The organism is Paenibacillus bovis (assembly GCF_001421015.2).
GTDB lineage: Bacteria > Bacillota > Bacilli > Paenibacillales > Paenibacillaceae > Saccharibacillus > Saccharibacillus bovis.
In genome coordinates this window covers 2,258,558-2,284,373 of record NZ_CP013023.1, presented here as the reverse complement: position 1 = coordinate 2,284,373, position 25,816 = coordinate 2,258,558, and the positions used below count along the sequence as shown (strand labels likewise).

19 protein-coding genes and 1 pseudogene are annotated in these 25,816 nt (G+C 47.8%); 5 read left to right on the top strand and 15 right to left on the bottom strand.

The features are described 5' to 3' along the window. Positions 1-303 precede the first annotated feature (303 nt). The gene (locus AR543_RS09735) at positions 304-1,026 is read left to right on the top strand and encodes a 4'-phosphopantetheinyl transferase family protein (RefSeq protein ID WP_060533916.1); all 723 of its coding nucleotides are present in this window, start codon (positions 304-306) and stop codon (positions 1,024-1,026) included. Between the two features lie 86 nt (positions 1,027-1,112). Here the strand turns inward: AR543_RS09735 and AR543_RS09730 are convergent, their stop codons facing one another. The 8 genes from AR543_RS09730 to AR543_RS09695 form a co-directional block, all read right to left on the bottom strand. Then, a complete protein-coding gene (locus AR543_RS09730; RefSeq protein WP_082472186.1) occupies positions 1,113-2,210 on the bottom strand; it encodes a Gfo/Idh/MocA family protein in 1,098 nt (365 codons plus the stop codon). Then, positions 2,207-3,340, bottom strand: coding sequence for a hypothetical protein (locus tag AR543_RS09725; protein ID WP_060533914.1), 1,134 nt, complete (start codon positions 3,338-3,340; stop codon positions 2,207-2,209). Before AR543_RS09725 ends, AR543_RS09730 begins: the two co-directional genes overlap by 4 nt. Positions 3,341-3,399: 59 nt before the next feature. Further along, positions 3,400-4,827, bottom strand: a complete 1,428-nt coding sequence (locus AR543_RS09720) for an ATP-grasp domain-containing protein (RefSeq protein ID WP_060533912.1) — start codon at positions 4,825-4,827, stop codon at positions 3,400-3,402. A 147-nt stretch (positions 4,828-4,974) separates the two neighbouring features. Next, entirely contained in the window at positions 4,975-6,105 is a 1,131-nt protein-coding gene (locus AR543_RS09715; RefSeq protein WP_060533910.1) for a BtrH N-terminal domain-containing protein, read from the bottom strand. 19 nt (positions 6,106-6,124) lie between these two features. Then, positions 6,125-7,327: a radical SAM/SPASM domain-containing protein gene (locus AR543_RS09710; protein WP_060533907.1), complete on the bottom strand. Its 1,203-nt coding sequence runs from the start codon at positions 7,325-7,327 to the stop codon at positions 6,125-6,127. Positions 7,328-7,621: 294 nt separating this feature from the next. After that, positions 7,622-7,906: an acyl carrier protein gene (locus AR543_RS09705; protein WP_060533904.1), complete on the bottom strand. Its 285-nt coding sequence runs from the start codon at positions 7,904-7,906 to the stop codon at positions 7,622-7,624. A 439-nt stretch (positions 7,907-8,345) separates the two neighbouring features. Beyond that, on the bottom strand, positions 8,346-9,878 hold the full coding sequence (locus AR543_RS09700) for a methyl-accepting chemotaxis protein (protein ID WP_060533902.1): 1,533 nt from the start codon (positions 9,876-9,878) through the stop codon (positions 8,346-8,348). 375 nt (positions 9,879-10,253) lie between these two features. Continuing rightward, positions 10,254-11,732, bottom strand: a complete 1,479-nt coding sequence (locus tag AR543_RS09695; RefSeq protein ID WP_227871892.1) for an amidase — start codon at positions 11,730-11,732, stop codon at positions 10,254-10,256. A gap of 186 nt (positions 11,733-11,918) precedes the next feature. Here AR543_RS09695 and AR543_RS09690 point away from each other — a divergent pair, with 186 nt between their 5' ends. Then, complete coding sequence (locus tag AR543_RS09690) at positions 11,919-12,353, top strand: GNAT family N-acetyltransferase (protein ID WP_060536721.1); 435 nt, start codon at positions 11,919-11,921, stop codon at positions 12,351-12,353. A gap of 204 nt (positions 12,354-12,557) precedes the next feature. Here AR543_RS09690 and AR543_RS09685 read toward each other — a convergent pair whose 3' ends face one another. The 4 genes from AR543_RS09685 to AR543_RS09670 form a co-directional block, all read right to left on the bottom strand. After that, positions 12,558-14,135, bottom strand: coding sequence for a glycoside hydrolase family 32 protein (locus tag AR543_RS09685; protein ID WP_060533898.1), 1,578 nt, complete (start codon positions 14,133-14,135; stop codon positions 12,558-12,560). A 201-nt stretch (positions 14,136-14,336) separates the two neighbouring features. After that, entirely contained in the window at positions 14,337-15,860 is a 1,524-nt protein-coding gene (locus AR543_RS09680; RefSeq protein WP_060533896.1) for a glycoside hydrolase family 68 protein, read from the bottom strand. Positions 15,861-16,342: 482 nt separating this feature from the next. Then, on the bottom strand, positions 16,343-17,191 hold the full coding sequence (locus AR543_RS09675) for a PRD domain-containing protein (protein WP_060533894.1): 849 nt from the start codon (positions 17,189-17,191) through the stop codon (positions 16,343-16,345). Next, positions 17,163-18,854, bottom strand: a complete 1,692-nt coding sequence (locus AR543_RS09670) for a PTS transporter subunit EIIC (protein ID WP_060533892.1) — start codon at positions 18,852-18,854, stop codon at positions 17,163-17,165. Before AR543_RS09670 ends, AR543_RS09675 begins: the two co-directional genes overlap by 29 nt. Positions 18,855-19,080: 226 nt before the next feature. On the opposite strand from AR543_RS09670, the pseudogene mntA reads away from it, so the two are divergent. From mntA to AR543_RS09660, 3 genes and pseudogenes are all read left to right on the top strand, one after another. Beyond that, positions 19,081-19,527 (top strand): annotated as a pseudogene (gene mntA, locus AR543_RS24685) (type VII toxin-antitoxin system MntA family adenylyltransferase antitoxin); the annotation flags it as partial. 51 nt (positions 19,528-19,578) lie between these two features. After that, positions 19,579-19,995 (top strand): type VII toxin-antitoxin system HepT family RNase toxin, encoded by a 417-nt coding sequence (hepT, locus tag AR543_RS24680; RefSeq protein ID WP_060536720.1) that lies wholly within the window; start codon positions 19,579-19,581, stop codon positions 19,993-19,995. Between the two features lie 479 nt (positions 19,996-20,474). After that, a complete protein-coding gene (locus AR543_RS09660) occupies positions 20,475-21,023 on the top strand; it encodes a hypothetical protein (protein WP_060533890.1) in 549 nt (182 codons plus the stop codon). A gap of 30 nt (positions 21,024-21,053) precedes the next feature. On the opposite strand, the gene AR543_RS09655 is transcribed toward AR543_RS09660, so the two are convergent. The 3 genes from AR543_RS09655 to AR543_RS09645 form a co-directional block, all read right to left on the bottom strand. Next, a complete protein-coding gene (locus AR543_RS09655) occupies positions 21,054-21,722 on the bottom strand; it encodes a hypothetical protein (RefSeq protein ID WP_060533888.1) in 669 nt (222 codons plus the stop codon). 19 nt (positions 21,723-21,741) lie between these two features. Beyond that, entirely contained in the window at positions 21,742-22,803 is a 1,062-nt protein-coding gene (locus AR543_RS09650; RefSeq protein WP_060533886.1) for a Kiwa anti-phage protein KwaB-like domain-containing protein, read from the bottom strand. 810 nt (positions 22,804-23,613) lie between these two features. Further along, a complete protein-coding gene (locus tag AR543_RS09645) occupies positions 23,614-25,434 on the bottom strand; it encodes a glycoside hydrolase family 2 protein (RefSeq protein ID WP_060533884.1) in 1,821 nt (606 codons plus the stop codon). Between the last annotated feature and the right edge of the window lie 382 nt (positions 25,435-25,816).

Genomic DNA, 25,816 nt, shown 5'->3' with positions numbered 1-25,816 from the left:
CTCGTTGCGGATTGCATCTATACTATTTTAACTGTCTCTATCATAATCGCTTCAGCTTCTTTTTACGAAATGGGCAGATGACGGTATAGTCATCCTTTTCATATTAATACATTTAAATTTTAATTAAAACAGATGTATGTAGATTGCTTCCCCACATTGCGGATTCGGTGTATATTGACGTTCACTGGATTATTCGTCAATATATGGTTATGCGTATTCTGCAGCAGCGTGTCTGCTTATAATCATTTCCCTGATTTGCAGACCAGAACAAGCAGCTGCTTGCCCGAAAGTGAGGATCTCCTATTGATTACTGTTACCGGTGTATATGTGCCCGATCTGATTCCGGAAGATGGCATGGAACGTCTGCGCGAAGCGGTATCCGAGGAAAGAAAGCAAGCTTCCTTGAAGTTCTACAGACAGCAGGATGCCCAGCGCAGTCTGATCGGCGAAGCCCTGCTGCTGCAGATTTTGCGCCAGCGTTATCATCTATCTGCCGATTCGGTGTCTTTTGCCAAAAATGCTTATGGAAAGCCTTATCTGGATGAGTATCCGGATATTTATTTTAATATTTCACATGCTGGAGACTGGATTGTATGCGCGGATGGTACGGTTCCTGTCGGAATCGATATTGAGCAGGTACGTCCGATTGATTTTGCGATTGCCGAGCGTTTTTTTACGGCTTCCGAATATCAGCTGTTAACAAAAGCTCCTCCACAGCAACAGCTTCAATTATTTTACACGTTGTGGACATTGAAAGAAAGCTACATCAAATATATAGGCAAAGGACTTTCTGTTCCACTGGATTCTTTTGCAATAGATATTGCCGATAATGGAACTGCGCAGTTATGTCCGCCGCGTCCGGATGAAGACTCTTCTGGCAGCTGGGAAGATCACGCAGGGCAGATCTGTTATTTCCGCAAAATCATGGTAGATGCCAATTATCAGCTGGCGATCTGTGCTGCCGAAGCGCTCGGTCCCAAGCCGCTGGTGATGCTGGACTGGCAGGAACTGCTGCCGGATGCCTGATTAACAATGTATATGCCAAAAACCGCCTGTCCGTTTTCCAGTTGGAAAGTCGGCAGGCGGTTTTTGGACTGCGGGAACTCGATCTTTTACAGCTCGGGCATCATGATACGATGGCGGGCTGCTGTATGGATACCGGACAATAAGCGAATACGCTCTGCAGATTCGGCAAACGGCAAATTAGACTGATGGCCGCGAACCACATCACTGAAAAAGCGCAGCTGATTGACATAATAATTGACCGGATCGAATACATGCTGGTGCACCTCTCCTGTCTCTTTTCCCTTTTGCAGCAGAGCAACCTTGAATTTGATTCTATAAAATCCCAGATTACAGCGAAAAAAATCGTTGATCGTCAGCGTCGCATGTTCAAAATGGAGAATATGCCTGGACGCATAAGGCTGCTCAAAGGAAAATAGAGCCTCTGCAACAACGCCGCTTTGCAGTCTTGCCTGTGCTTCGAAGGTCCAATCACAGCCATTGGGCCCGTCAAATTCGGATTGTCCGTCAAATTGTGCCTGCTCCATCCCTGTCACAGCCTGCAAAAATTGCAGCCAGTAACAGCCCAGATCCCAGAAGCAGCCTCCTCCCTGTTCGGGCTGACTGCGATAATTGCCGGCATGGTCATCGCGGGCCGGAATCGTAATACGGGTCTGGATACGCTGCAGCGCTCCATACTGACTGGATTGTATGCAGCTGCGCAGCGCCTGCTGCCATGGATGATGGGCAATCATAATGCCTTCGGTCAGATGAACACCGTATCGCCGGGCGGCTTCTTCCAGACTATCCAGCTCTGCCGGGTCCAGGCAAAGCGGCTTCTCGACCAGCACATGCTTACCGGCAGCGAGTGCCCTTCGAATCCATGGAGCATGCAGACGATTGCTAAGACCGATATAGACCGCATCCAGCTGCTCATCGGCCAGCAGTTCATCGAGACTATCATATACAGTTGGAATCCCGTACTGGTCTGCCATTTGCCTGGCTTTGTCATAGGTTCGATTGGCTGCTGCGGCGATCTCGATAGCAGATACATGGGCAGCTGGCTCCAGTACAGCACGAGGTACTATTCCCGAACATCCCAGAATGCCCAGTCGAACAGGAGCTTCGGGCTGAACGCCGGATTGAAGCGACATCAGATATTCATCGGTACGTACCGGCAGCTGGATTACATTGTGGTGGTTGTTCATAATGTTCCCCTTATTGCATCCGGCTTGGCAGCATAACGTTCCATGTATTGATCCATATAACCGGTCAGCTCGCTGCGACCCTGCAGCAGGTTCTGGTGCAGCTGTTCCAGAATACCGGGATCTCCGCCATACTCACTCATCCAGCGCTGATAAGTAATCCCATATCCATATTGTTCCCACTGCTCGGCATTATGACGCTCGTGTTCGCCGAACGGGTCGAGGAAAATAACAGGTGTACCGGAAGCAAAAGAATCTGCCAGTGTGCCTCCGCCGGGCTTGCTTACGATAGCCAGTACACGCCGCTCTACTTCGCACAGCAGATGGTAATCTTCATGTATCCGGTACGCTGCGTCTTCACCAGGCCGATATTCGGCAAAAGGCGGGAAAGTATGTTTTCCCTGTTCATTGCGATTCCATGTACGCCATGCCGGATCCATCCGGTAATACCTCTGCCCTCTGTCTATGCTCCCTGCTTCATCGTCTTCATACAACACGATATCCAGTCCATAGCCCGCCTGCTCCAGATGATGCAGATGCTCACGGTAAGTCCCCATTCCCCAGCCGCCGCCATGCACGAGTAGCCTGCGTTCACGCTGCTCGTAAGGTAGTACAGGATCGGAGCCGGCAATATCAATATAGGTCTGCATCGGCTGCTGCGGTTCGCCAAACAGCCAGACTTCCCGGTAACGGTCATGAAGCTGGCCGAGGCGCTTTTTGACATTGCGCCAGGATGGCGAATCAGATACATCCAGATAAAGCAGATCTACCTGCAAACGGTCTGTCCCGACGCGCTCCCGGTACATATCCAGCAGATAAATCCAGTGCCCGGACAGAACGATAAAATGCTGTCTTCCTTCGGCTTCCCAGCTGTGCAGCAGCTGCTCCATTTGCTCTTCATTCATGCTTTTGCGGATATCCTGCGGAATACGCTGGGACATCAGAGCGACCGAGAAGTCCTGATGATAGGCTCTGCGGCTGTTATCGACCTTGTGCCGCTGGTCATCATGCATAACATTCTCAAAAACAAGCACTTCCGCCGGAATCCCCCGGCGCCGGAATCCGGCTTCTACCAGTAATCCCGGCGTATAGAATCCCAGTCCAAAACCTGAACACAAAATAGTGACGGTCATAGGAATCATCCTTTTTATTCATATTGGAAACAACTCGCGCTTATTATGCCAACTGCTGATTAATTCAGAATGTGCAGGCCTTTGTCGGTGAGCAGTTGTTCCAGCTGGTTCAGCAGATGTTTTTTGGTCTCTTCCTGATCGGTGACGACGGACAGATACAGACGACCTTTATGCTTTTTGCCATCGGGTTCAGTTGGGTGGTTAACAGACAGAGCAGCTGAGGTCAGAGGCAGAATACCCTGTCCGGTATCCGGCAGGAAAAGCAGCTGGTTACGCTGGAGCTCGCTCAGCAGCTGTTCATGGGACAGTGAGCCGTCATGGGTTACAGTGTAGTTGGTCATATTGCCCTGAAGTCCATGCTGACGCAAATACTGGTCGATATTGTTTTTGATCAGGCTCATCGATTGGCGGGCATTGATCTCCACCATTGGTTCCAGCGAGCCATCCTGCAGCACCATGGAGTCGATACATACATGTCCGTAATAGCCATCCCGGTAGAGTTCCCGGCTGATCTGCTCCATGATCTCAAAATAGCGATGTCTTTCCAGCAGGTCCATAAAATCCGCATCCGGCGACAGCGATTCCCGGTAGGCAAACTGCGAATTAGCCAGCCATTGCACGGATATAATCTCGATATCTCCCTGCTTCGTAATATAGAACTGGCAGGAAAAGTCCTGTTCCTTATCCAGATAACGCTCCAGCACAAACTCTACATTGCGTCCTTTGTCTTCCTGTTTGCGAATACTGCTGGCGATACGCGTCAGCATAGCCGGCGATTCGATATGGATATTTCCTTTACCGGACACACCGTAATTGTCCTTGATCATAAAAGTTCCGCGATCCAGCAATTCCCGTCCTACTGTCTCCAGTTGATCGGTATCTGTCACATAGATTCCCGGATGATCCAGACCGAGCCGCTGCTTGATCTCGGCGGAATACCGCTTGGTGTTGACGCTGCGTACAATTTCCAGCGGTGGATGCTGACTGCGAATTCCAAATCGCTGGCTGGCTTCCTTGATATACGGCACCCAGGCAAATGGCGATAACTCGGCTCCTTCTAGCGGTAACTGCTCTGCCAAAGCACTGCCATAATCATAAAGCAACTGAAACACGGAGATCGGGTGTGCATTTTCTTTGGCTGTACGCTGCGGACTCGCTGCCTGTCCATATCCCGCAGCGGCAGCAATCGGTGTACGTACTGCTGTTTGCTCCGGCTGTAGATGTGTCGTATTGCTCGTAAAATCAAAACCCAGACGGCGTGTATACTCGCGCTGTGCAGGGTCTATCGCATAACGTGTCAGCAGCAGATCGCCAGGCTGGCAAAAGCTGAACAGCAGCTCATCCATCGCAGTAACGATCTTCTCTGCTTCCCTGTCCGGCAGCGCAGGCAAGATCGCCAGATTGTGCTCTCGCCAGTGCAGCTCCGCTTCAAAAGTGCCCATATGTAGTACAGGTGATCGTGATGCACCTGCTTGTGATTCCGGCATCGTTATCCCTTCCTTTCCGGCTATCGTAATATACAGCCTGCTTCCGGCTGCCTTGACGCATTATGCGGCAAAGGACAATCGCTGAAAGCAGGCTGCTGAAATCATATAGGAAGATGTATTCAGTCCAACGACTGTATCTCGATAAGGTCAGACAGCGACCCGTGAAAGCGCCTGATGCAGACTGGACAGATGCTGCTCGATCCGATCCAGCAGCTCTGTACTGCGCTGGATATAGGATTCCATTTTATGAGGACTGTTTTGCAGTCCCATTTTGTACAGCTGCAGCAGATGGCGCTTGGTATCCTGATTCAGCGCTGTAATTTCGTTTTGAAGCTGCTCCGCCTGTTCACCCAGTCTATGCTGATATTTTTGGATAAAATGATCGGTATAGCGCATCAGATGACTGAGACTCTCGATCCGCAGGTGATAATAAACCGTATCACAGGCTTCGGCAAACGCTTCACCTTCAAGCAGACTCATCATCTTCATATCGTGAACAAGTCTGCGATAGGCAGCGATTCCCCAAGCTCCGGCAGATCCATGATCCTGTCCATTCAAAAATTCGTCCAGATGGGCCGTGCAGATCGACAGGATCTGCTGCTCATCCATGGCAGCCTCTCCGGTATGATCCATATAGGCGTATTCGACCGTTCCTTCCAGCAGCTCGGACAGGCTGCTCGGTCCGCTGTAGCCCAGTACTGCTCCGGACGAATCCAGCAGAAAATGGTCGCCTACATACGCGATATTTTCCTGTGGATGCAGTCCATACAGCTGAATCATATGCGTCTTGCCCGGATTCTCGGTATACAGTGGGTTGTAGACCAGGTTCTCGGTTTTGACATGCAGCAGCAGCGTATTGCCCCGACTCAGTACGTCATGCCATTCCTGCAGCATAACAGTCTGTTCCTGCTGCTTCTGCTCTGTATCTACGTAGGCGAGTTCGATGCCAGTATGGCTAATCCATTCTTCCAGCATCTCACGGATTGGCCGCAGACCGAATGTATGAATATCTCCCTTATAATTAAACGAGATTCCGTTACTGAGGAAATACACATCCGTCTCATCCAGATGAATATTGCACTGTTGCAGCATCGCCCGCTTGGCTCCGTAGTAACAGTGATTGATCACAAAATGATCATCTGCCCGGGTCAGTATGCGGGCGGTTGTCGCCGCTCCTGCCATAGAGGGCTCGGTACCCAACATCAGCTCCAGATGCTCCGGCTGCATATTGTGAACTTCACTCAGCAGGGGCAGAATCGTTTTGTCACTTACGCTCATACTCTCGCCTCCTGTCCGGTCAGATATAATTGAGCGATTGCTGGGCACCTGCGCCATGCAGATAGAGCACACTGCATTTGGAACACGCCGGCGTCAGACCACCTTCGTTGATCGTTTTGCGAATCTGTTCATATTCTTCGGAATCCCAGATTTCCTTGAGACTTTTCTCCTTGAGATTGCCGACAGTAAACTCTGCAAAGAATTTGCAAGGCATTACACTGCCATCCGGAATAATATCTGTCCGTGACGTCAATGCCAGACAGTTGTTGGAACAACGACTTGTCATTTCATCGCCATGGATAAACTTGTCGATCTCATCGTAATCCAGTCCCGGCTGATAACGCACACGGATTTTCCAGACACGCTCATTGATCTGGTGCAGATCATCCATCAGCGCCTCCATTTTATCCGGATTAATTTTGTATTTAAAAGCATGCCAGCTGCTGATATGACGCTCATCCAGTTGACGCAGCCAGCTGAATTTGTCAGCAAAGTAATGATCCATTTTAACCGATGTTTCCCTGGAGATATACCATGGGAAGCACAGCATAACCAGATCCAGCTTTTTCGATTCGAAAAATTCCAGCAGCTCCGCCATACGTCCGATCATATTATCGTTGATTACGGCATGAACCGATATCCGGCCTTTGTAAATGCCTTGGTCACGTAGCTCCACGAGGCGATCGATTTCTTTCATCGTTTTCTGGAAAGTGCCTTTGCCGCGGATCAGATCGTGCTCGCGCTCGAATCCTTCGACAGCGATCAGCAATTCTAGATTTTCCGAGAGATCCAGAATCTGATCCAGATGCTTGCTGATCAGCAGTCCGTTGGTACAGATCGTCATTTCACGCCGGTCATTTTGAATATGTTCGAGAATCTGGCTGAATTGGCGGTGGAACATCGGTTCTCCACCCCATAAGTAAAGGCGTGATTTGGCGCTTTTCGTATCATCCAATAGCTGCTTGAAAATGGCGGGGTCCAGATCCATATTTTGCTCGGCTTTTTCCATATTGTGGTGATAGCCATCTTCATTCCACTGAAAACAGTGCGTACAGCGCAGATTACAGCGGTTAGTCAGTTTAATACCGAGCGACTGGGGAATAGGCATCTTGTAGGTAGGGTCCTTCACCTTGTTACGGTAGGATACAGCGGCATTACGGACGGTTCGTTTGATCAGCTTAAAGGCTTCGCGGTCAATAGTTACTTCACTTCTTGGTTGCACGGAAAACACCTCTTCCTCCGGATTCGTTGTTACCTGCCACAAGACAATTTTATTCGGTTGTTAGCGTATACAAAACAACAGCTGTGCGCAGCAGAATAGCAAATATCACCTTCCATACTGCTTCAAAAATACTGCTGCAAAACATAAAGCAAAAATTTTTAGCCTTCCAAAATGTAACGGACAAAGTAATAGCGTTTTAATTTTTACATATGATACCGGCTTTATACGGTATCTTTAGTAGTGCATTATGATACCAGCTCTATGCTGTATCCCCATCCCTACAGCTATGTAGGGTCAAGCTTCCATCGAATGGACCGTTTCGTCAGACTGGGCTTTATTTACAAAATCACAGAACATCGCGATCGAACCGAGATGATCCATATCAAACTCTTCAAAATCAATTTCTACATCGTATTGCTCTTCTACGCGCAGGATAAAATGGATAAGTTGGAGAGAGTCGAGACCGGCATCGTGAATAATATCGGAATGGCTGTCAAGACGGGTGAGGCAGGCGGGATCTTCCTTTACTTCGCTGATCATGGCAATGATTTGCTCTACAGAAACACCGGATTGCTGCATGCTAATTCCTCCTTTGGATTGGGTGACCATACGGCAGAGAATCAGTTCAGACAAGCGTTCTAATCTGGCTAAACTATCAAGCGAAGAACCACCATATGTAAATAATAACCATATAATGGCATTAAGTGGATATGTATTCATCTTCATTCATGATTAGTATTTAGTCAATCCTCCAGATAAGAAACCGGACAAAAGACCCAATAAGAAAAAAGCCACTTTTTAAATAGCAAAAAAGCACAAATCATTTGGTATAACAATGATTTGTGCTTGGAAAATAAGGTTATAGATCAATGGTTTGATGTTGGATTTACAGATTTTGGATTAGGGTAAAATCTAATTTTGTCGAAGTCTGTTTCATTCCACATACTGCTTTTTTTAGCTGATGATATAGCGGTGTGAACTAATCATTAACCATATTTCTTAATTATTATACGTTTGATTAAGCTTCATCTGGCACAACTGTCATATGCTGTTCCATCTGTACGGTTCTCTCCAGTGATGCATTCAGTGCATCAATCAGGCGCTGCAATTCACCAAAGCTGCCTGCGATCGTAGTCACACGACCGGTCTGCTGTTCCAGACTGGAGGAAATCTGTCTTGCTGCTGCACTCGACTGTTCGGTAACTGCGGAGATCGTACCCATTTCCATCACGGAGTGACGGGTTGTTTCGATCAATTCCTTGATAGATGATCCAATATCGACCGAGCGTCTGGAGACGACTACGGTCTCGTCCAAAATGCTGCTGAACAGTTTCTCGGTCTGCTCGGCTGCTACACGAATACTGCCGATTGCGTCTTTGCCTTGTCCGATTCCGCCGGATACAATCTCGGTCTGCTGATGAATCCGTGTCAGAATATCGGTGATATCTACTGTTGCCTGCTGGGAATCGCTCGCCAGTTTACGAATTTCCTCGGCCACTACTGCGAATCCTTTGCCATGCTCACCGGCACGAGCCGCTTCGATTCCTGCATTAAAGGACAGCATATTGGTCTGTCTGGCAATATTCTCGATAGATTGCAATACATTGGAGATTTCTTCTGCATACGCCCGCAATGTTCCCATCGCGCTGTACGTATTATCGATCACATGACCGACCTCGGCAACACTACCGCGTAGATTTTCCACCTGATCACTACCTGTACGGGTAAGTGAAGCCGCCCGCTCTGCCAGCTCGGTCATGTCTCCTGCCGTCTGGCCAATATTATTGATAAAATTCTCGGATTGTTGAATCGATGTGTTGATTTCGCCAATGCTGCCTGCCTGGGATTCAATACCGCTGGCAATTTCGCCAAATCCCGTTGTCAGCTCGCGGCCGATCCGGTCGGTGTCTTCCACATTGCGCTGCAGCTGCGTACCAAAAGCTGTCAGTTTCTCGGCGGATTGTTCGATCTCCTGCAGCAGCTCGTCCAGCTGTCCGCGCTGTTCTTCCAGATGATGCGTCATCTTTTCACCAACAATACAGATCGATACGGCAACTGCGCCCACCATCAATGTAACAGCGAACATGACCACCAGATCCATTGGAGAAGAAGAACTGATAAATGGATTGAAAATAACATGGATAATCTCAATCACAATCGCATAAATAATGCTCAGTATGCTGGTTTTGCGATCCAGGTACAACAGGGACAGTGCAATATAGATATAGATGGCTGCCCAACCGACTTCGGAAGGAATCACCCAAAGAATACAGAAAATAACGATAAATGAAAATCCGGAAATCCAGTATTTTCCGACAGATAAATGATGAAGTTTCCGGTAAAGCAAAATAAGGGAAGGACACATTACAAAAACGATAACGAGCATACCCAGCATAATACCAAGGGAAGCCAGTCCGGTTAAATAAATGCCGACAAAAATCGGAATACATGAAATTAAAATGCCGAGCAATGTATACAAGAGGAGCTTGGATGCCAGCTTCTCATAGGGATCGGCATGGATTTTTTCGGGTGTGACTGTAGATGGATTCATAGTACCTCCTTGATGTCTGTTCTCTTTAATTTTAGCTAAATAACTATATTACTTTTTCGGTTTAATACAGTAAAATCGTTATAGCTATCCTGATTTGTATAGTTATGCGCAGAGACTGATTAACATGTAGTTTTTCAAACCGTCCCGACAAAGAATCTGTCTACTGTACATATCGGTTTATTATCTGGAAATATTTTATATTTATTAATAAAAAACAAGCGAGAAATCCGCTTTTTTTTGTAAGCAATACGTCGATCGCTGCCCAGTAGCCGATTATCCATTTCCAGCACAAAAAAGACCGGCCCTGAGGTCGGTCCTGAGATTATATCGATGCGGATTATACAAACGTATACGATGTTATTTGGGCTAATCCTTTTATAAAACAGGGCTGCGGCGTGCAGGTACCACCTGTTCAAAAGCATAAGCTATACGGATCAATTCGGGCTCGCTGTATGCTGTTCCCATAAAGTTGATCCCAAACGGCAGACCGTCGCGGCGGTAACCGGCCGGAACGATAATGCAGGGATAGCCAGCAACCGCAGGCGTGTCGGTAAAACGAGGACTAAAAATAGCATCCAGCTGATGCTCGCGCAGCAGTCGATCAATTCCATCTTCGCGCGCATTTTTCAGATACTGCAGGCGGTGCTGAATATATTTGGACTCGGTCATTCGGCCGGATGTCTCATATTCCGCTGCCAGCAGGATCTGCTGTCCGTATTTCAGCGTCTCCCGGTGATGCAAGTGATTATAATCGATCATTTCTTTGAGCGTGCGTACCGGTGCGCCGGGACCCAGTGTAGACAGATAACGGTTCAGCGCCGACTTGAATTCATACAGCAGTACAGTCGGCTCTTGCGCACTCTCGGGAAGATTGGTTCCCTCTACAATCACAGCACCCGCATGACGCATCGCTTCGATCGAAGCTTCCATAATCGTGCGTTCTTCTTCGGTCAGGTCTTTCATATAATATCGGTTAATGCCGATACGTGCTCCCCGTAGACCATCCGGATCCAGGCTGGCTGTGTAATCCACCGGTTCCGCAGGAGAAACCAGAGTCGCTGCGTCCTGCTCGTCCTGTCCAGCCAGAATCCCGAGCAGAATGACTGCATCGGTCACCGTCCGCGCCATTGGGCCGGCGGTATCCTGGGTATAGGTGATCGGAATAATACCCGTGCGACTGATCAATCCAAGTGTAGGCTTGATACCGACCAGGCTGTTGTTCGCCGACGGACTCATAATCGAACCATCTGTTTCTGTACCCACAGCAACTACACAGAGATTCGCTGCCACAGCCGCACCGGAACCCGAACTGGAGCCGCCGACATCCAGCTGTCCAGGGCCATAAGGATTCAGTGTCTGTCCTCCGCGCGAACTATAGCCATTTTTCATATCTATTGCCATAAAGTTGGCCATTTCCGTCAGATTGGTTTTGCCCAGAATCACCGCTCCAGCTGCACGCAGCCGTTTCACCAGAAAAGCATCTTCCGGTGCAAAAGAATCCGACAATGCCAGTGAACCCGCTGTCGTATGCATATGATCCCCGGTATTGATATTATCCTTGATCAGCACCGGAATCCCGTGCAGCTCACTGCGAATCCTTCCTGCTGCACGTTCCTGATCCATCTGCATGGCAATATAGATCGCATCGGGATTGAGTTCTATAACAGAACGCAGCATGGGTCCGTCCTGATCAATCTCCGCGATACGCTGCAGATAGGCTGTTGTCATTGAAACTGCTGTCTGCTCTCCTGCCTCCATCGCCTGCTGCAGCTGACGAATCGTCGCTTCCTGAAGCATAAATTCCATCTTTCCACACCTTTCCTGTTTGTCCGTTGATTCCCAAGACGTATGTATATACCTCTACTCAATATACGGCAAAGCCGCTTAAAAAAGAATCCGCATTTTGAACGGGTTCTTAATTTCCCGGAAATGATATAACCATATTTATTGTTTGGATATGTATATATGGGTTAGATATAATGATAGCTCTACTATACATTCCATTTCAAATGAACAAGGACAGGTGATCACATGCCCAATATCCAAATCAAGCAGGTTGAAAATGAATACGAACTGGACCACTGCCTATTTATCCGCAAAATAGTATTCGTAAATGAACAGGGTGTACCGCTCGCAGATGAGTATGACGAGTGGGATAACTATAATGCCGGTATTCCGCATATTATCGCTTACGATGGAGAACAACCCGTAGGCACCGCCCGGTTGCGCGAAGTCGATGGAGTTGCCAAGCTGGAGCGAATTTGTGTTGTCGATACCCATCGCAAATACGGAATCGGACAGATGCTGGTTCAGCAGCTTGAACAAATGGCCAAAAGTCATGGACGGACACGGGCCAAGCTACATGGACAGACCCAGGCGCGCGGTTTTTATGAGCGGCTCGGATACACAGCCGATTCGGAAGAATTCCTCGAAGACGGTATTCCGCATCTGCTTATGATCAAGGAATTGAACTAACCTGCCTACAGCCGAATACAACTAATTTCTTCTATAAATAAAAGAATGGCCTCTCACCCTACGATAACAGGTGAACAGGCCATTCTTTTTTTACATGATAAGAAGTACGGTTGGTGCAATTCATTTTCTTGCTGTAGTTGTACTCTATCTTCTTTCTTGATTGTACTCCGTTCATTTATCGTGACCCGTACAATTATCTAGTATTTAATGATCAAAATGCCGGATAACTACATTTTCGAAAATGGCTTTGCCACCTTCGGAAAACAGGCTAATTCCCTGATCTTTGTTATTCGGGAAAATCAGACTGGAATAAGCTACTGTACCGTCGTCAACAAATACTTCGATACTGTTTTTGTCGACGAGAATCTTGAGGTGTACTTTGTGGTTGGCGGTATTAAATGGTGCCCGGCTTTCCAGGCTGTTGCCGTTGGTATCAGGTTGATTGGTGTAGGCTCTATTCACGTACGTATAGCCTTCACCATCGGTAAACACACCTACGTCGACATGGCGGCTGTGATCTGCCGATTCCCGTAATCGAAGCCCTGCATTTTTCAGCTGAGACCAGGAGATATCGGTATCCAGCTGATAGGATGCTCCGCTAGCATTTAGCGTAGTAGAACCGTCTACCTCGATCCTCTGGAACGTCTGGGTCGATGCAGGCAGCTGGCTGATTGCGCCAATCGGTTGCGAGGACAGCACATAAGACTGTCCATTAAAACGAAGCCGTATTTTGCGAACAATCGAATTCATGCCATTGAATCCTTCCTGAAGAGTCGGCGTATTGTTGGCATATTCCCAGTTGTTCATCCAGCCAAGCGCATAACGCTGCTCATACGGATTGGATGCCCCAGCGATATCAAAGGTCACCGCCGCGTACCAGTCAAATCCATGATCCAGCCACTTGGGCTCCTGCCGATCAGCTATAAATTTCTTGCCATTAAAGCTTCCTGTCCAGTAGGCGTACGTATTCGGGTTGCCTGCTCCCCGGCCGTTCGCACTGGCTCCCAGCACCCATTTGTAAGCGCCATTGGCTGCCTGCATCCGGTATAGATCCGGGCATTCCAGCGTTCCTACATTATCGGTCAGGAATCCGCTGGTATAGGTCCACTTTTTGAGATTGGTTGATGTGTAAAAGCCGATCTTGCTGCCTTCTGCCATTAACATCACCCAGTGTCTTGACTGGGAATCCCAGATGATTTTGGGGTCCCGGAAATCGGCAGTACCCGGATTCGCCAGAACCGGCTTTTTGCTGTAGGAGGTGAATGTTTTGCCTCCATTTTTGGAGTACCAGAGATATTGCTCCTGTGCTCCGCCATTGGCAGACGGCTGGGTCAGAATAGCGATAAACGCATTTTTGCCAAAACCGGCGGTATTCCGGGTATCCACGACCACAGAACCTGACCATGGATCTCCATTTTTATTTGTATATTTGGGAATGGCTACTCCCTGATCCTGCCAGTGCACCAGATCGGTGGAGGTAGCATGACGCCATTCGGTGCCATTACCATTCGGATAGTCTTTGTTATAGAGATAATAGTAATGATATTTGCCTTTGAAATAAACAGGACGCTGCGGATCGTTCATCCACTTGTCCGGAACGGTAAAATGATAATTGGCCCGCTGATTGTTTAGCTGCGCGGTACCGGGCGGACTCGACTGACTGCTGCCTTCCGCATGATTCTGTGTAAAATAATACAGTAATGCGCCCAGTATAATGAGCACAACGATACTGAGAATAACCAGTGTACGGCGACGTCTGGATGTCGGATTGCTGTTGTTCAAGTGGGCACCTCCTCGTGTTGGTTATCTCCCCCTACTGCCGCTTACCAAGCCGGCTAACTTGCTGTGAATAAAAGTAATACAGGAAAAGAAAATGCCGCTCCTACCCGGACATTTTCTTTTCCTGTTGTACTACTTGTCTACCTGCATTTCCTGCCTTGCTGTATACTATGGTCGCTCTATTTAATCATTAATACGACTATTTTACTTGGTTGATGTGACCTGTCCCTGCTCCAGCGTGCTATTCGGAACGACACGGGTCTGCGTACCATTGATCGACACTTCAAAGCTTGGTGCAAATGTCGAATGATGATCCATGTAGAATCCTCTGTTGGTCATATAGCTGGTGATGACTACTTTGTTGCCTTTGACCTGTGGAATCGCAAAGTGAGCATAGTTCCAGGTAATATCGCGTTTGTTCAGATCCTGATGCAGCACCAGTCCGCTACCGTTCAGCGGCTTGTAAGGACCATCGATAGAGTTGGATACATAACCAAGCATGTAGATATCTTCTGCATCCACACCATCCACGAACATTTTGGCGCCGCGTGTATCGGTGAACAGGTACCATTTACCGTTCATTTTGAAAATATTGGCACGTTCAATCTCATCGGTTACTGTATTGGAAGCGATCAGCGGCTTCATGACTTTTTTGAGGGAATAATCGTCATTCAGCTCGATAATGCCAAGCGCACCATTCGCAATAGTAATGAAATTGCGATCCGGGCTGTTCAGCAGTTTTTCGCGTTCACTTTCGAAGAATTTGTCATCGCCGCCATAGTAAGCTTTGTTGGACAGCATGGATTGACCTTGATAGCCTGTCTCCGAACCAGTATTAGCTTCGAACACCAGATATTTATGACCGTTGTCCTCGACATAGTGAGGATCTCTCAGTGTATGGTTATCGGAATAGTCGCCTGCACGGAATGCCTGATCGACAGTCTGATACATTTTGCCGTCACCATCGAAGATCGATTTGAAATCTTCTACACCATTTACCTGCAGTGTTCCATTGGAAGGCTCGGATACATTGACCTGGGCAGTTGTCAGGGTCTGTTTGCCAAAGAATCCTTTATCGGCGATCCATGGGTGACGGTTGGTATAGAACAGGCGAACTTTGCCTTCTTTGGTAAGGGTCGCGGAACCAGACCATTCCTCGGACTGATTGTTCAGGATCAGATCATTCGGCACTAGCTTGTCGTTATCCTTGAAAACACGGCCTGCATTTTTCCAGGCATCCAGTGATTGGTCGCCGGCTTTTTTGTAGAACAGATAAATGAATGTATCCGAGGATACTTTCGGATCGCCCGCCAGACCGAAGACTACTTCATAGCCATTATAGTTGGCTACCGTACCGTCTGCATTTTGCAGTGGCCAGGTATCCCATACATCCAGATCAATTGTATTGCCATTTGCATCTTTGCCTTTGGCAGACGGGATATTACGAATGCTGGAAGCGTCAAAACCCGGTACTTCGAAGCGGGACTGACCCTGCTGTCCGGCGATTTTGAGTGCATCAAAGCGTGTCAAATGCGTAAACCCATAAGTATCTTCAAAAACAGGTGATACCGGTTGAACGACTGGTGCCGGTGGAGTCGGCTGAACGCCATCATTACCGCCATTATAGTCTTGGCCTGATCCACTTGCAAAAGCGGAAGTTCCCCCTGTAAGCATAGCTGCTGCCATCGTAACGACAGCTGCCTTTTTGGAAAAATTCTTGATTTTCATGTTCCTTCTCCCTTTCTGAATCGAAGATATGGTTGTGATGGCACAGAAAAAAGACCTAAAAATCCCTATAAGGAACGAACGGCGATTGCCGCACGGATTCCTCACGGAGTTTTTAGGTCTTGCCTGCTTTACCAGTAACACACCCGGATATTCTGTTGCTGACACCTATTCTATCGGGCGGATCCTCAGGAGACTATAGACTGAATTAACCAATTTGAAATTCGACTAAAAAGGGTATTTCTGTAAATTTTCATGATTTTCCGCATGAATTGGTCTTATTTTCACTGTTTCAAAGTTTACATTTTTGTAATCAAGCTTGGTTGCTCGCTACTTTTTATCCATATTATGGTGAATATCAAAAACTACCCTGAACTATTCTCATGGGGCAATAGACCTGCAACCTATTCATTTATTAGCAGATATCTTCGATAAAACTATGAATTCACCCTGATTATCGATCATTCTTTTGGCTGCTGAATGAATTAACGGGTGGAATGACCCAGACGCTCCAACAGACGATTCACTTCGATTGCGATCAATACACGCTGACTCTCGGTGAACACATAACCATACTCATCCTCGATCTGTGCCGACATTTCTTCGACCTGTTCATAAATAGGGCTGTACCGCTCTATGGCGATTCGAATAATCTCAGGGTCCAGCTCACTTCCCGGTTGATCCTGCTGATGATCCTGCAGAATACTTTTTAGCTGGCTCATCAAGCGTTCATAAGCAGACGACCTGCGATCCAGCGGCTGATCGATAACGTCCTCGATCTCTTCCACAATATCTTTCATAATGGCGGCCATGCCTGCTGCTGTCGCTTGTGCACCTGCATTCATACGGGCAGTATGAATATGCATCGCGATATAGCCTACCTCATCTTCGGGAATATCAATCTGCAGACGACGTGAGATCAGCTGTCTCGCATGCAGACCAATCTGGAATTCGGCTGGATACAACAGGCGAATCTCTTCCAGCAGTGTGTTATGGATAACCATTCCGCTGCGCAGCCGCTCCAGGGCAAAAGACAGATGATCGGTCAGCGCAATATGAATATGCTCGTTAAAGGACACTTGCAGCTCCTGTTCCGCATAGGAAATAATACTTTCGGAGACGGCTATTTCTTCTTCAGGCAGCTTCTGCAGCATTTCCTGGAGATATCCGTAGCGCTCCTGGTCTTCCAGTATAAATACTTTCTCGATACGCTGGGGGTCCACGATATCGTTTTTCCCTTTTTCAAAGGAGATACCGCCGCCCATTACGATCTTCTCCTGCCCTTGGTCATCGACAACCACGGCATTATTGTTGAGAATCTTTTTGATTTTCATAAGGTCCTCCTGTGACTTTACGAATGAAGTGTGAAATATGATAACGGAAAGCCGGCTTCTCTACACCAAGCAGCAGCGCAGCGACAAAGGCTGTTCCTGCCGCCAGCAAAAAGCCGATCATATAATGAACAAAGTTGGCTTCGCCAAAAGGAATAATATACGCCAGCATCGGGATTCCGGTCAATCCAAATGAATTCGCGACGACATGATGGAATCCCACATAGGCGCCTCCTACAGCGCCTCCAATAGCGGCTCCCAGAAAAGGGCGGCCCAGCTTGAGATTGACGCCCAATGCAATCGGCTCGGTAATACCGAGAAAGGCTGTAATCGAACCGGATAAGGCTATTTTCCTCAGATCGCTGCTGCGGGCCATCAGGTAGACAGCCAGACCGGCTCCTCCCTGCGCCATATTGGCCATGGACCAGATCGGCAGCAGAAAGTTCACGCCGACATGCGGGTCCGAGATCAAGCCTACCTCTATCGCCTGTATCCCCTGATGCAAGCCGGTCAATACAATCGTGCTGTATATCCCGCCAAGAATCAAGCCAAACACTGTTCCTCCATAGATAAAGAGATACTCCAGCAGCTGACCGACCCATTCGCCCAGCCAGACCGCTGCCGGGCCGATCACGAGAATCGCCAGTGCACCGCCGGTAATCAGGCTGATCCCCGGTGCCAGCAGTGTAGCTGCGGCTGCCGGGAGGATGCGGCGCAGTCCTTTCTCGATAAAAGCCATGACCAGTGCAGCGACGATAATCGGAATCATGGATCCCTGGTAGCTGAACTGCGGCGATGCAAGTGTACCGGTTGCCTGCATCACGCTGCTATAGGAACTGACCAGCAATCCCAGGTCGGGGCGAGACATTGCAATCCCCAGTACAGCGCCGATAGCCGGAGTACCACCAAACCGCTTGGCAGCGTGATATCCGAATAATACACTGATTACCTGAAAAGCCGAACTGGTCAACAGCTGCAACAGTCGCAGCCAGACAGCATCCGGCGCGGCTGAACCGGAAGACTGTACAATACTCACGATTCCGAGCAGAATGCCGGCCGCAATAAACAGCGGCAGAATAGGCAGCAGAATATCGGAGAAAATAGACGCTGCCTGGAGAAGTCGACTGCTCCATGAATGCAGTGGCTGCATAACCGATGATTCGGAAGTACCGGCTGTATGAAGAGCTTCCTCAGCCAACTGCCTTTGCATGGATGAAGCCTGTATGGATTCCTTTTCAGCCACTGATCCGGCAGGCGGTTGAACCGCTTTTGTCGATATGGACTGCTCAGCCAGATCAACTGTATTGGGAATAGAAGATGGATCTGTAACAGACGATATTGGCTCGTTTTGCTCGTTTTGCTGATGCTCTTGCAGTAGCCGGGTGATCTGACGGTGTACTTTGTAGACCAGCTCCGGTCCAACAATAATCTGGAGCTGTCCGGCCTGACGGTTGATATTTTGCACTTCCCTGATTTGATGAAGTCCGTCTTCATCAATCAGGCTATTATTTTTTAATTTAAAACGGATGCGCGTTGTACAGTGAACAACATCCAGGACATTATCAGGACCGCCGGATCGTTCCACCAAAAGTGAAGCGAGTTCCCGCATCTGTTTTCCTTTGTCACGTCTCCTGCCGGAAGGCGATGGGTTTTGTTCATCAGGCAACTCCATTCCTCCTTTACTGTTCGGGCGCTGAATAATGTATACACATTATTCGGTGATTCCAAATCCGTAGTTGTATATTCTGAAAATTTCATAAGAGTTACAAAGCAACAACTTTGTAGTATAGGCTAGAATTCGGCTTCTGACAATCTTTATGGAGTCGGGCATGATCTTGTTTTGGATGTATGCGGCTGTGGATATTACCTGGTGGTATCGTATTTTCGGATAGATGTATTATGCAATGGTTTGTGAACAGAAGACCCTTCATGGTATATTGTCACAGACTATGCAGGGTCTGATCAATGATGCAAGGAGGACTCGAATGCTAACCGGACTGACAGATGAGCAGCGTAAGGATATTATTCATTTTCTAACAGAATATTGTGATGCAGATACTGTCATCCTGCTCGGATCGGCAGCACGCGGAAAAATGCGACCGGACAGCGATGTGGATATCGCGTACTTATCCGGTACGCCTCTATCGGTCTATGAGCGATTTATGCTGGCTCAGGATCTGGCGGATCGGCTCGGACGCGATGTGGATCTGATCGATTTCAGGGAAGCAAGTACGGTATTTCAGATGCAGATTACTTCGACCGGTCACATTATATATGATGTACACTTATTGCACAGGCAGCTGGCCTGGATGCGAGCCTATACGGAATATGCCCTGCTGAACGAGCAGCGGCAGCCTGTTATTCACTATGATCGATCAGGAGGAAGTACGATGAACCAGGATATCTTTTTAAATAAAAGCGCCACTATCCGGCGCTGCAGTCAGCGTATTCATGAGGAGTATGGAGGCAATGCTGATAATCTGTACAATTTTACCCGGCAGGATTCGATTATTCTGAATCTGCAGCGTGCCTGCGAAGCCTGTCTGGATCTGGCGATGCATATTATTGCCGAACAGCAGCTGGGCGTACCGCAAAGCAGCCGGGATGCTTTTGATCTGCTGCATCGCAGCGGCTGGATCGATCGCGAGCTGAACCGCAGTCTCAAAGCCATGGTCGGCTTCCGCAATATTGCGATGCATGATTATCAGGCGGTACAGGTAGAGATTCTGGAGGAGATGATTGAGCATCAGCTGCCGGATCTGGAGCGTTATCTGGAGCAGGTAGGGAACAAAGCTCAAACGGAATGAAGTTGTATCAGCAGTGTGGATGGACAGAGGTATAGAGAAGCTCACCGAGTTGATTAAACGGCAAAATGTTGGAAGTAGTATATATACATGCAGCATTGTGTTATATAGTCAGGCGGGTGGGCATCATCCACTCCGTAAAGGAATAAGGGCACGTCCTCCGGTGGAGCCGGGGAATCTACGAAATGAGAGTAACGGTAGATTCCCCGGCTCCAATGTCGTCCTTTGCCCTTATTTCCTTTCCTGCGTTCCGTGCGATTTATTTTCACATTGCAGGAATGATATTCTATGCAAATGCTGTCCTGTACTGCATACTGTGCAGGATGTATTTTATTCATTTACATAATGTCTATGGGCAGAAAGCTACAATAGATGGAAAAAACCGGGATTGACTGTCCAAGCCGTATTCTAGCGAAAAGATGTCATGTTCAATTATGTAACTTTTTACCATTTTATTCGTCAGATATGATGAGGTGGGCATAATGAAAAAAAGACGTATACCGATCCTTGCAGGTTTTTTGATAATTGTGGTTATCGGTATGATGCTGGTATCACGATTATGGATGTCGCCAGCCCCTATCCCTTTTGAGCCGGACAGCCAGACGTTGCCGATACGTGTTCCACTTGATCGGAATACCCGAACGCCTCCGGCATCAACGATTATGGCTGGGGATACAGTTATTCCCTGGGTGCAGAGTAGTTACTGCTGGTCCAGAGGCTGCGCTGATTATATAGGCGGCACGCAAATGATGGATGGAAAGGTACCTGCAGTTGTGCCAGCAGGACCCCGTATTCAAGCCAACTATAATTATGAACCTGCTCCTGCGATTCTTGTACTGCACCAGCTGGATAATGAAAAGAATCAATCCAATTATAATGATCTTGTAAGCATTCCTTTACAAGATGGCACATTCACTGCTCCGACTGTTCCAGGTACCTATTACTACTTACTAGAAGCTCACTGGAGGGAGAAAAATACGCAATACTCTGATGGTGATACCTCTGCTGTATTCGCTATCGAGATTCGTTAGCTCTACTATCGAGCAGAGCAGGAGATTAGATTATACGTCTTCCTGCTCCCCTTTATCTACCGGCCGAATCATATATACATTACTAACCAACACCTGCGCCCGGTATTTGATATCCAGATTCATATCTTTTTCGCGGACGATCAGCACCGCTTTGAGTCTCACATCAGGATTGGCCTCTTCTTCATCGCGGCTTCGGTTGGAGATGACTCCCTGGTATACCTGCCTGCCGGATACAAAAAATAACGGGCAAGTCGCGATACTATCGGTTTTTACATACACGGTAATGATGAAAATAATAATAAACATCGACACGGTCAGATTCACTACGGAAGAATAGTCGACTACGATCTGGGGCAGCAACAGGGTCAACAGAAAGAAGGTGTAATCGTTCACACTGATTTTCTCATATTGGCGAATCGACACTTCCCGACCGATCGTGCGGGCAGCCAGACGTTCTTCCAGTCCGCGCAGCAGCCACCAGATCACGAGCCGGTACAGTCCGAGCGATAGGATCAGAACCGTCACGAGAAAGACCAGTTCGACAATCCACCAGCGAGTAAACATATCTTCGAGCTTGTCTTTGGTCAGTCCGGCAGGCAGCAGATCATTATGGTAAATAAATCCGCTGAACATGACGATCAGGAGCGGTATATATGCGGTAATCCACATCAGCACTTGCTCTCTTTTGGTCCACATCATAGGGCTCCCTCCTCATCCATCATGCGGTCGGCTCATTGGCCGGATTCTCATAACTGACAGCGACTCCGTACTCTCCGGTCAGGAAGGACTGGACGATCTTGTCGGAAAAGAACTGGATCAGCGTCTTGGGTTCCTGGTCATTGTGGAAAATAATTTTGCGCTTGTCGAGATCGATAAAATCATACAGCTCCCACAGCGCACGGTATTTTCGCTGATACACTTCTGCCTGCTTGGCATTACGCGGCATTTTGCGGCGGATCAGCTTGAGTTCCTCGCACCGGTCTTCAAAATTGCGCTGCAGCACCTCGATCGTCTCTGGCTGAATCTGCGCCAGACTGCGGGAATAAAAATACTGGCGGCAGCTGTCTTCAAACTCTTCCCTGTTCGATTCTTCTCCGTCAAAAAAAGGCAAAGCCGTAATCCGCTTCAGATTCTCATCGCGCAGCTCGTTAATATGATCCTGATAATCAAAAGCATACTCGAATGGGCGCAGACTGGAAATAAAAATCGTATTTTTGACAATAAAAAAGTCAATGGGTCCGCCAATTTCCAGCAGCTCACTATCGGCAAACTGCAGCTCACCGGAATTTTTGAATGCAAATTTCTTTTTGCCGATATTGCGTTTGGGCTTGCGGTAAAAGCAGCAGTAGATATTCTCGCCATCCAGCTGGATCTGAATAATCTGGAAATGCGTACTGGCATCTTCCAGGCTGCTGTCGGGATGCTCCAGTGCAAAGATCAAGCCTTCCTTGCGTTCGGAGACAGTACCTTCGGAAGAATCCAGCTCCAGCATCGCCAAAGTATCATTTTTCTGAACCTCAAAATTATAATCGCTTACCATAAATTCATTTTTGCCCTGACTGTTCTCCTGCTGAAAAGAACGTAAACCATAAATGATCTGCTTTTTCAGCCAATACTGCACGTCTGCCGATATAGCGCTCTCGCGGGCACGGTAATAATGGTCTGCTTCTTTTTGCTTGCGTACCGTGAAAAAGGTTAAACCCATCTGCTCCAGGGTCTCCTCAGATATCTCTATGCCGGACAGGCGATTTACCGGATGATCCGGATCGTTAATATTCATCTATACACCATTCCTTTGAATGAGTTGGTTGTAGTCTCGACATGTTCAAATCAGGTCAAACAGCGATGATTACGCGGACGGAGCAATAGCTTTTTGGGCGTTGGGATGAGGATGTATTTTCAGCATGGTGACAGTATTCATGTGAATAGCTGACTACTTCTATTTTACCAAAATATCCCTTTAATTTCCTTTTTTCACGAAAATAAATTTTGGGTAACAGAAAAAAGCCTGGATGTGGACGAAGCTCACAATTCAGGCTTTTTTCAAAGTAAATATACTTAGTATTCTGGAATTATAATAGAAAAATCCAGACACCAATAACCGCGTATTTTCTGCACAACGCTGCCTTGAGTATAGGAGAGCTGCACCTGCTTACGCTGCTGGTCGGTGTATCTTTTAATGAATAAATTAAAATAAGTCTGAAAATCTCTCGCTAATTAATAGCTCTGCAGATCTTCAGACTTATGGATTATTTCCCGAAAATTTCCTATACATTTTTTATCGTATCCATACTATTCAGTCTGTACGCTTTTCTTCTGGCATGACAAAAGAGATTTTACCCTCCTTGCTTGTTAGCGATCTACCTACTGTTTGCTCATATGCGCTGCGATTATAGCCTCCATCTGAATGTATAATGCCGGTCTCTAACGTATTACTGTCACCAAAGTAGCTGCTTATATAATAAAAATATTCTTTGTACTTTAATGGCATAGCTCCCCACTGATCTCTAATAACAGTTGAACTGGACAAAACAAAAGCCTGCAGTACCCTAATTATGCAGGTACCGCAGGCTTTTTTATTTTACATGGTTTAGGATTCCATAGGCTGATTCATCACGATCGCTCGAATCTGCTCAACCGGCACTTTCGGCTCGCGGTCGTATGTGAGCAGACCGTTAATTTCCTGCTCTACATCGGTCAGTTGGGTATAGCAGAATCCTTGTACAATCGGTGACAGGTGCATCGGACGAATCACGGCTTGCAGACGATCGAGATAATCCTCATCATTGTCTGCACCCGAATACCCCCAGCCTTCCCAATCACTTTTCTTGTAGGCGATACCGCCAAACTCGGTCACCAGTATCGGCTGACCCTGATATGAGGCACCACCTACGAAGATGCGGCGACTGCCCGGCATCGCATTCACAGCCGTAGCTACATCTGCATACCGCTCGGTCAGCACTTCCTCCCGCCATTCATAATCGTGGATCGCGACCAGATCGGTGTCCATCATTTCCCAGCCATCGTTATAAATAACCGGACGTGTCGGATCGAGGGAACGGGTCAGATGATACAGGGTCAATCCATGCTGCTGTTGTCGCTGATCCACCTGTACATTGGGAATCCCCCAGCTCTCATTCATCGGCACCCAGACAATAATCGAGGGATGATTGTAATCCCGCTCGATTATTTCCTGCCACTCGTTCAGGAAACGTCGTACATACTGCTCGGAATAACTGTAGGCATTGGCCGCTTCTCCCCACACCAGCAGTCCTTTGCGGTCACACCAGTACAGAAAACGCGGATCCTCCATCTTCTGATGCTTGCGTACTCCGTTAAAGCCCATGGCCTGGGTCAACTCGATATCCCGTACCAATGCCTCGTCAGTTGGTGCGGTCAGAATACCATCGGGGAAATACCCTTGATCCAGCACCAGACGCAGGAAATACGGACGGTTGTTCAGATTCAGCTTGCCATTTTCTATAGAAATCTTGCGCATGCCAAAATAACTGTCTACCCGATCCACCACCGCTCCATCCTGCAGCAGCTCCAGACGGATATCATACAGATTTGGCGATTCTGGCGTCCACCATCGTCCCAATCCATGATCGTTAAAATCATTCAGACCAATCGACCGAAAATGCTCGGGATGGCTCACCCGGAATTCATCTTGGGTAATGATCTCTTCACCAAAGGAAATCGTCAGACGCGCTGTGAGCGCCGAACCAGCCGACTGCTGTAGTGCCGTCTCGGGATAAAACAGGCGAATTCGTACTTCATTCGTATCAATATCCGGTGTGAATTTTACGTGCTGGAGATGTGTAGCCTCTACCGGCTCCAGCCATACCGTTTGCCAGATTCCTGTCGTCCGCGTATAGAAAATGCTGGCCGAGTCTTCTTTCCAGTACTGCTTGCCGCGTGGCAAAGTTACATCCTGACTGTAATCCTCCACGCGAACGACGACTTCATTGCTATCTTCCAGCAGATCTGTAATATCCGCTGTAAATGGCGTATGTCCACCTTCATGCGATACCGCCCATTTCCCGTTTACCCAGACCGAAGCCTTGTAGTCTACCGCTCCAAAATGCAGCAGTATCCTTTTGTCTTTCCATGCTGCAGGAATATCCAGCTGTTTGCGGTACCATACCAGATCGTGAAATCCGGTATCTCCAATCCCGCTCAGTTCACTCTGAAATGTAAACGGCACCTGAATCTGCCGCTCAAAGGCTCCCTGCCCAGTCATGTACCAGCGCTCCCGGTCTCCCCGGCGTTCATCATCAAAAGCAAACTCCCAGGTTCCATTCAGATTCATCCACTGCTCACGAACCAGCTGCGGTCTTGGATACTCCGGTCTTGGTATGATAGGTGGTTCATTGTGATGTGTGCTAGATTGTTCAGCAGAGATATTCATTACATACAGCCTCCTTTGATTTGTATCATTATGGGGTGGTGTTGGTTAGCTGATCAAGAGCGAGACGGTGTGGTGTATAGGTCATTTGCTGCGGAAAGGGCTTCTGCCACTCCCTCCGGTTAAGAATGAAGATTTTGAACTACCGCTTCCAGCGGTAAATCTCCATTCTTAAATGTCGGTCGTTGGCAGAATTCCCTTTCCTCCGCTCCGCACATAGATCGTCTTCGTGATTTTTTTCAAAAAATTAGCAAATCTGAAATCATGTACTCAAGTTCTAAATTTGGAAAACCAATATCCTGTCTTCCTTCCTCGGCAGAAGAAGTAAGCGCCCTCTTTCATTACCTTTCCCTCTTCCCCTATCTGCGGAAGTGCAGCATTCGCC

What these genes read in the sequence shown, in the direction of transcription:
- AR543_RS09715 (WP_060533910.1), bottom strand. Translation starts at nt 6,105, where the DNA reads ATGAGCGTAAGTGACAAAACGATTCTGCCCCTGCTGAGTGAAGTTCAC.
- AR543_RS09730 (WP_082472186.1), bottom strand. Translation starts at nt 2,210, where the DNA reads ATGAACAACCACCACAATGTAATCCAGCTGCCGGTACGTACCGATGAA.
- AR543_RS09680 (WP_060533896.1), bottom strand. Translation starts at nt 15,860, where the DNA reads ATGAAAATCAAGAATTTTTCCAAAAAGGCAGCTGTCGTTACGATGGCA.
- AR543_RS09720 (WP_060533912.1), bottom strand. Translation starts at nt 4,827, where the DNA reads ATGCCGGAATCACAAGCAGGTGCATCACGATCACCTGTACTACATATG.
- AR543_RS09700 (WP_060533902.1), bottom strand. Translation starts at nt 9,878, where the DNA reads ATGAATCCATCTACAGTCACACCCGAAAAAATCCATGCCGATCCCTAT.
- AR543_RS09675 (WP_060533894.1), bottom strand. Translation starts at nt 17,191, where the DNA reads ATGAAAATCAAAAAGATTCTCAACAATAATGCCGTGGTTGTCGATGAC.
- AR543_RS09660 (WP_060533890.1), top strand. Translation starts at nt 20,475, where the DNA reads ATGAAAAAAAGACGTATACCGATCCTTGCAGGTTTTTTGATAATTGTG.
- AR543_RS09655 (WP_060533888.1), bottom strand. Translation starts at nt 21,722, where the DNA reads ATGATGTGGACCAAAAGAGAGCAAGTGCTGATGTGGATTACCGCATAT.
- AR543_RS09645 (WP_060533884.1), bottom strand. Translation starts at nt 25,434, where the DNA reads ATGAATATCTCTGCTGAACAATCTAGCACACATCACAATGAACCACCT.
- AR543_RS09650 (WP_060533886.1), bottom strand. Translation starts at nt 22,803, where the DNA reads ATGAATATTAACGATCCGGATCATCCGGTAAATCGCCTGTCCGGCATA.
- hepT (WP_060536720.1), top strand. Translation starts at nt 19,579, where the DNA reads ATGAACCAGGATATCTTTTTAAATAAAAGCGCCACTATCCGGCGCTGC.
- AR543_RS09705 (WP_060533904.1), bottom strand. Translation starts at nt 7,906, where the DNA reads ATGCAGCAATCCGGTGTTTCTGTAGAGCAAATCATTGCCATGATCAGC.
- AR543_RS09725 (WP_060533914.1), bottom strand. Translation starts at nt 3,340, where the DNA reads ATGACCGTCACTATTTTGTGTTCAGGTTTTGGACTGGGATTCTATACG.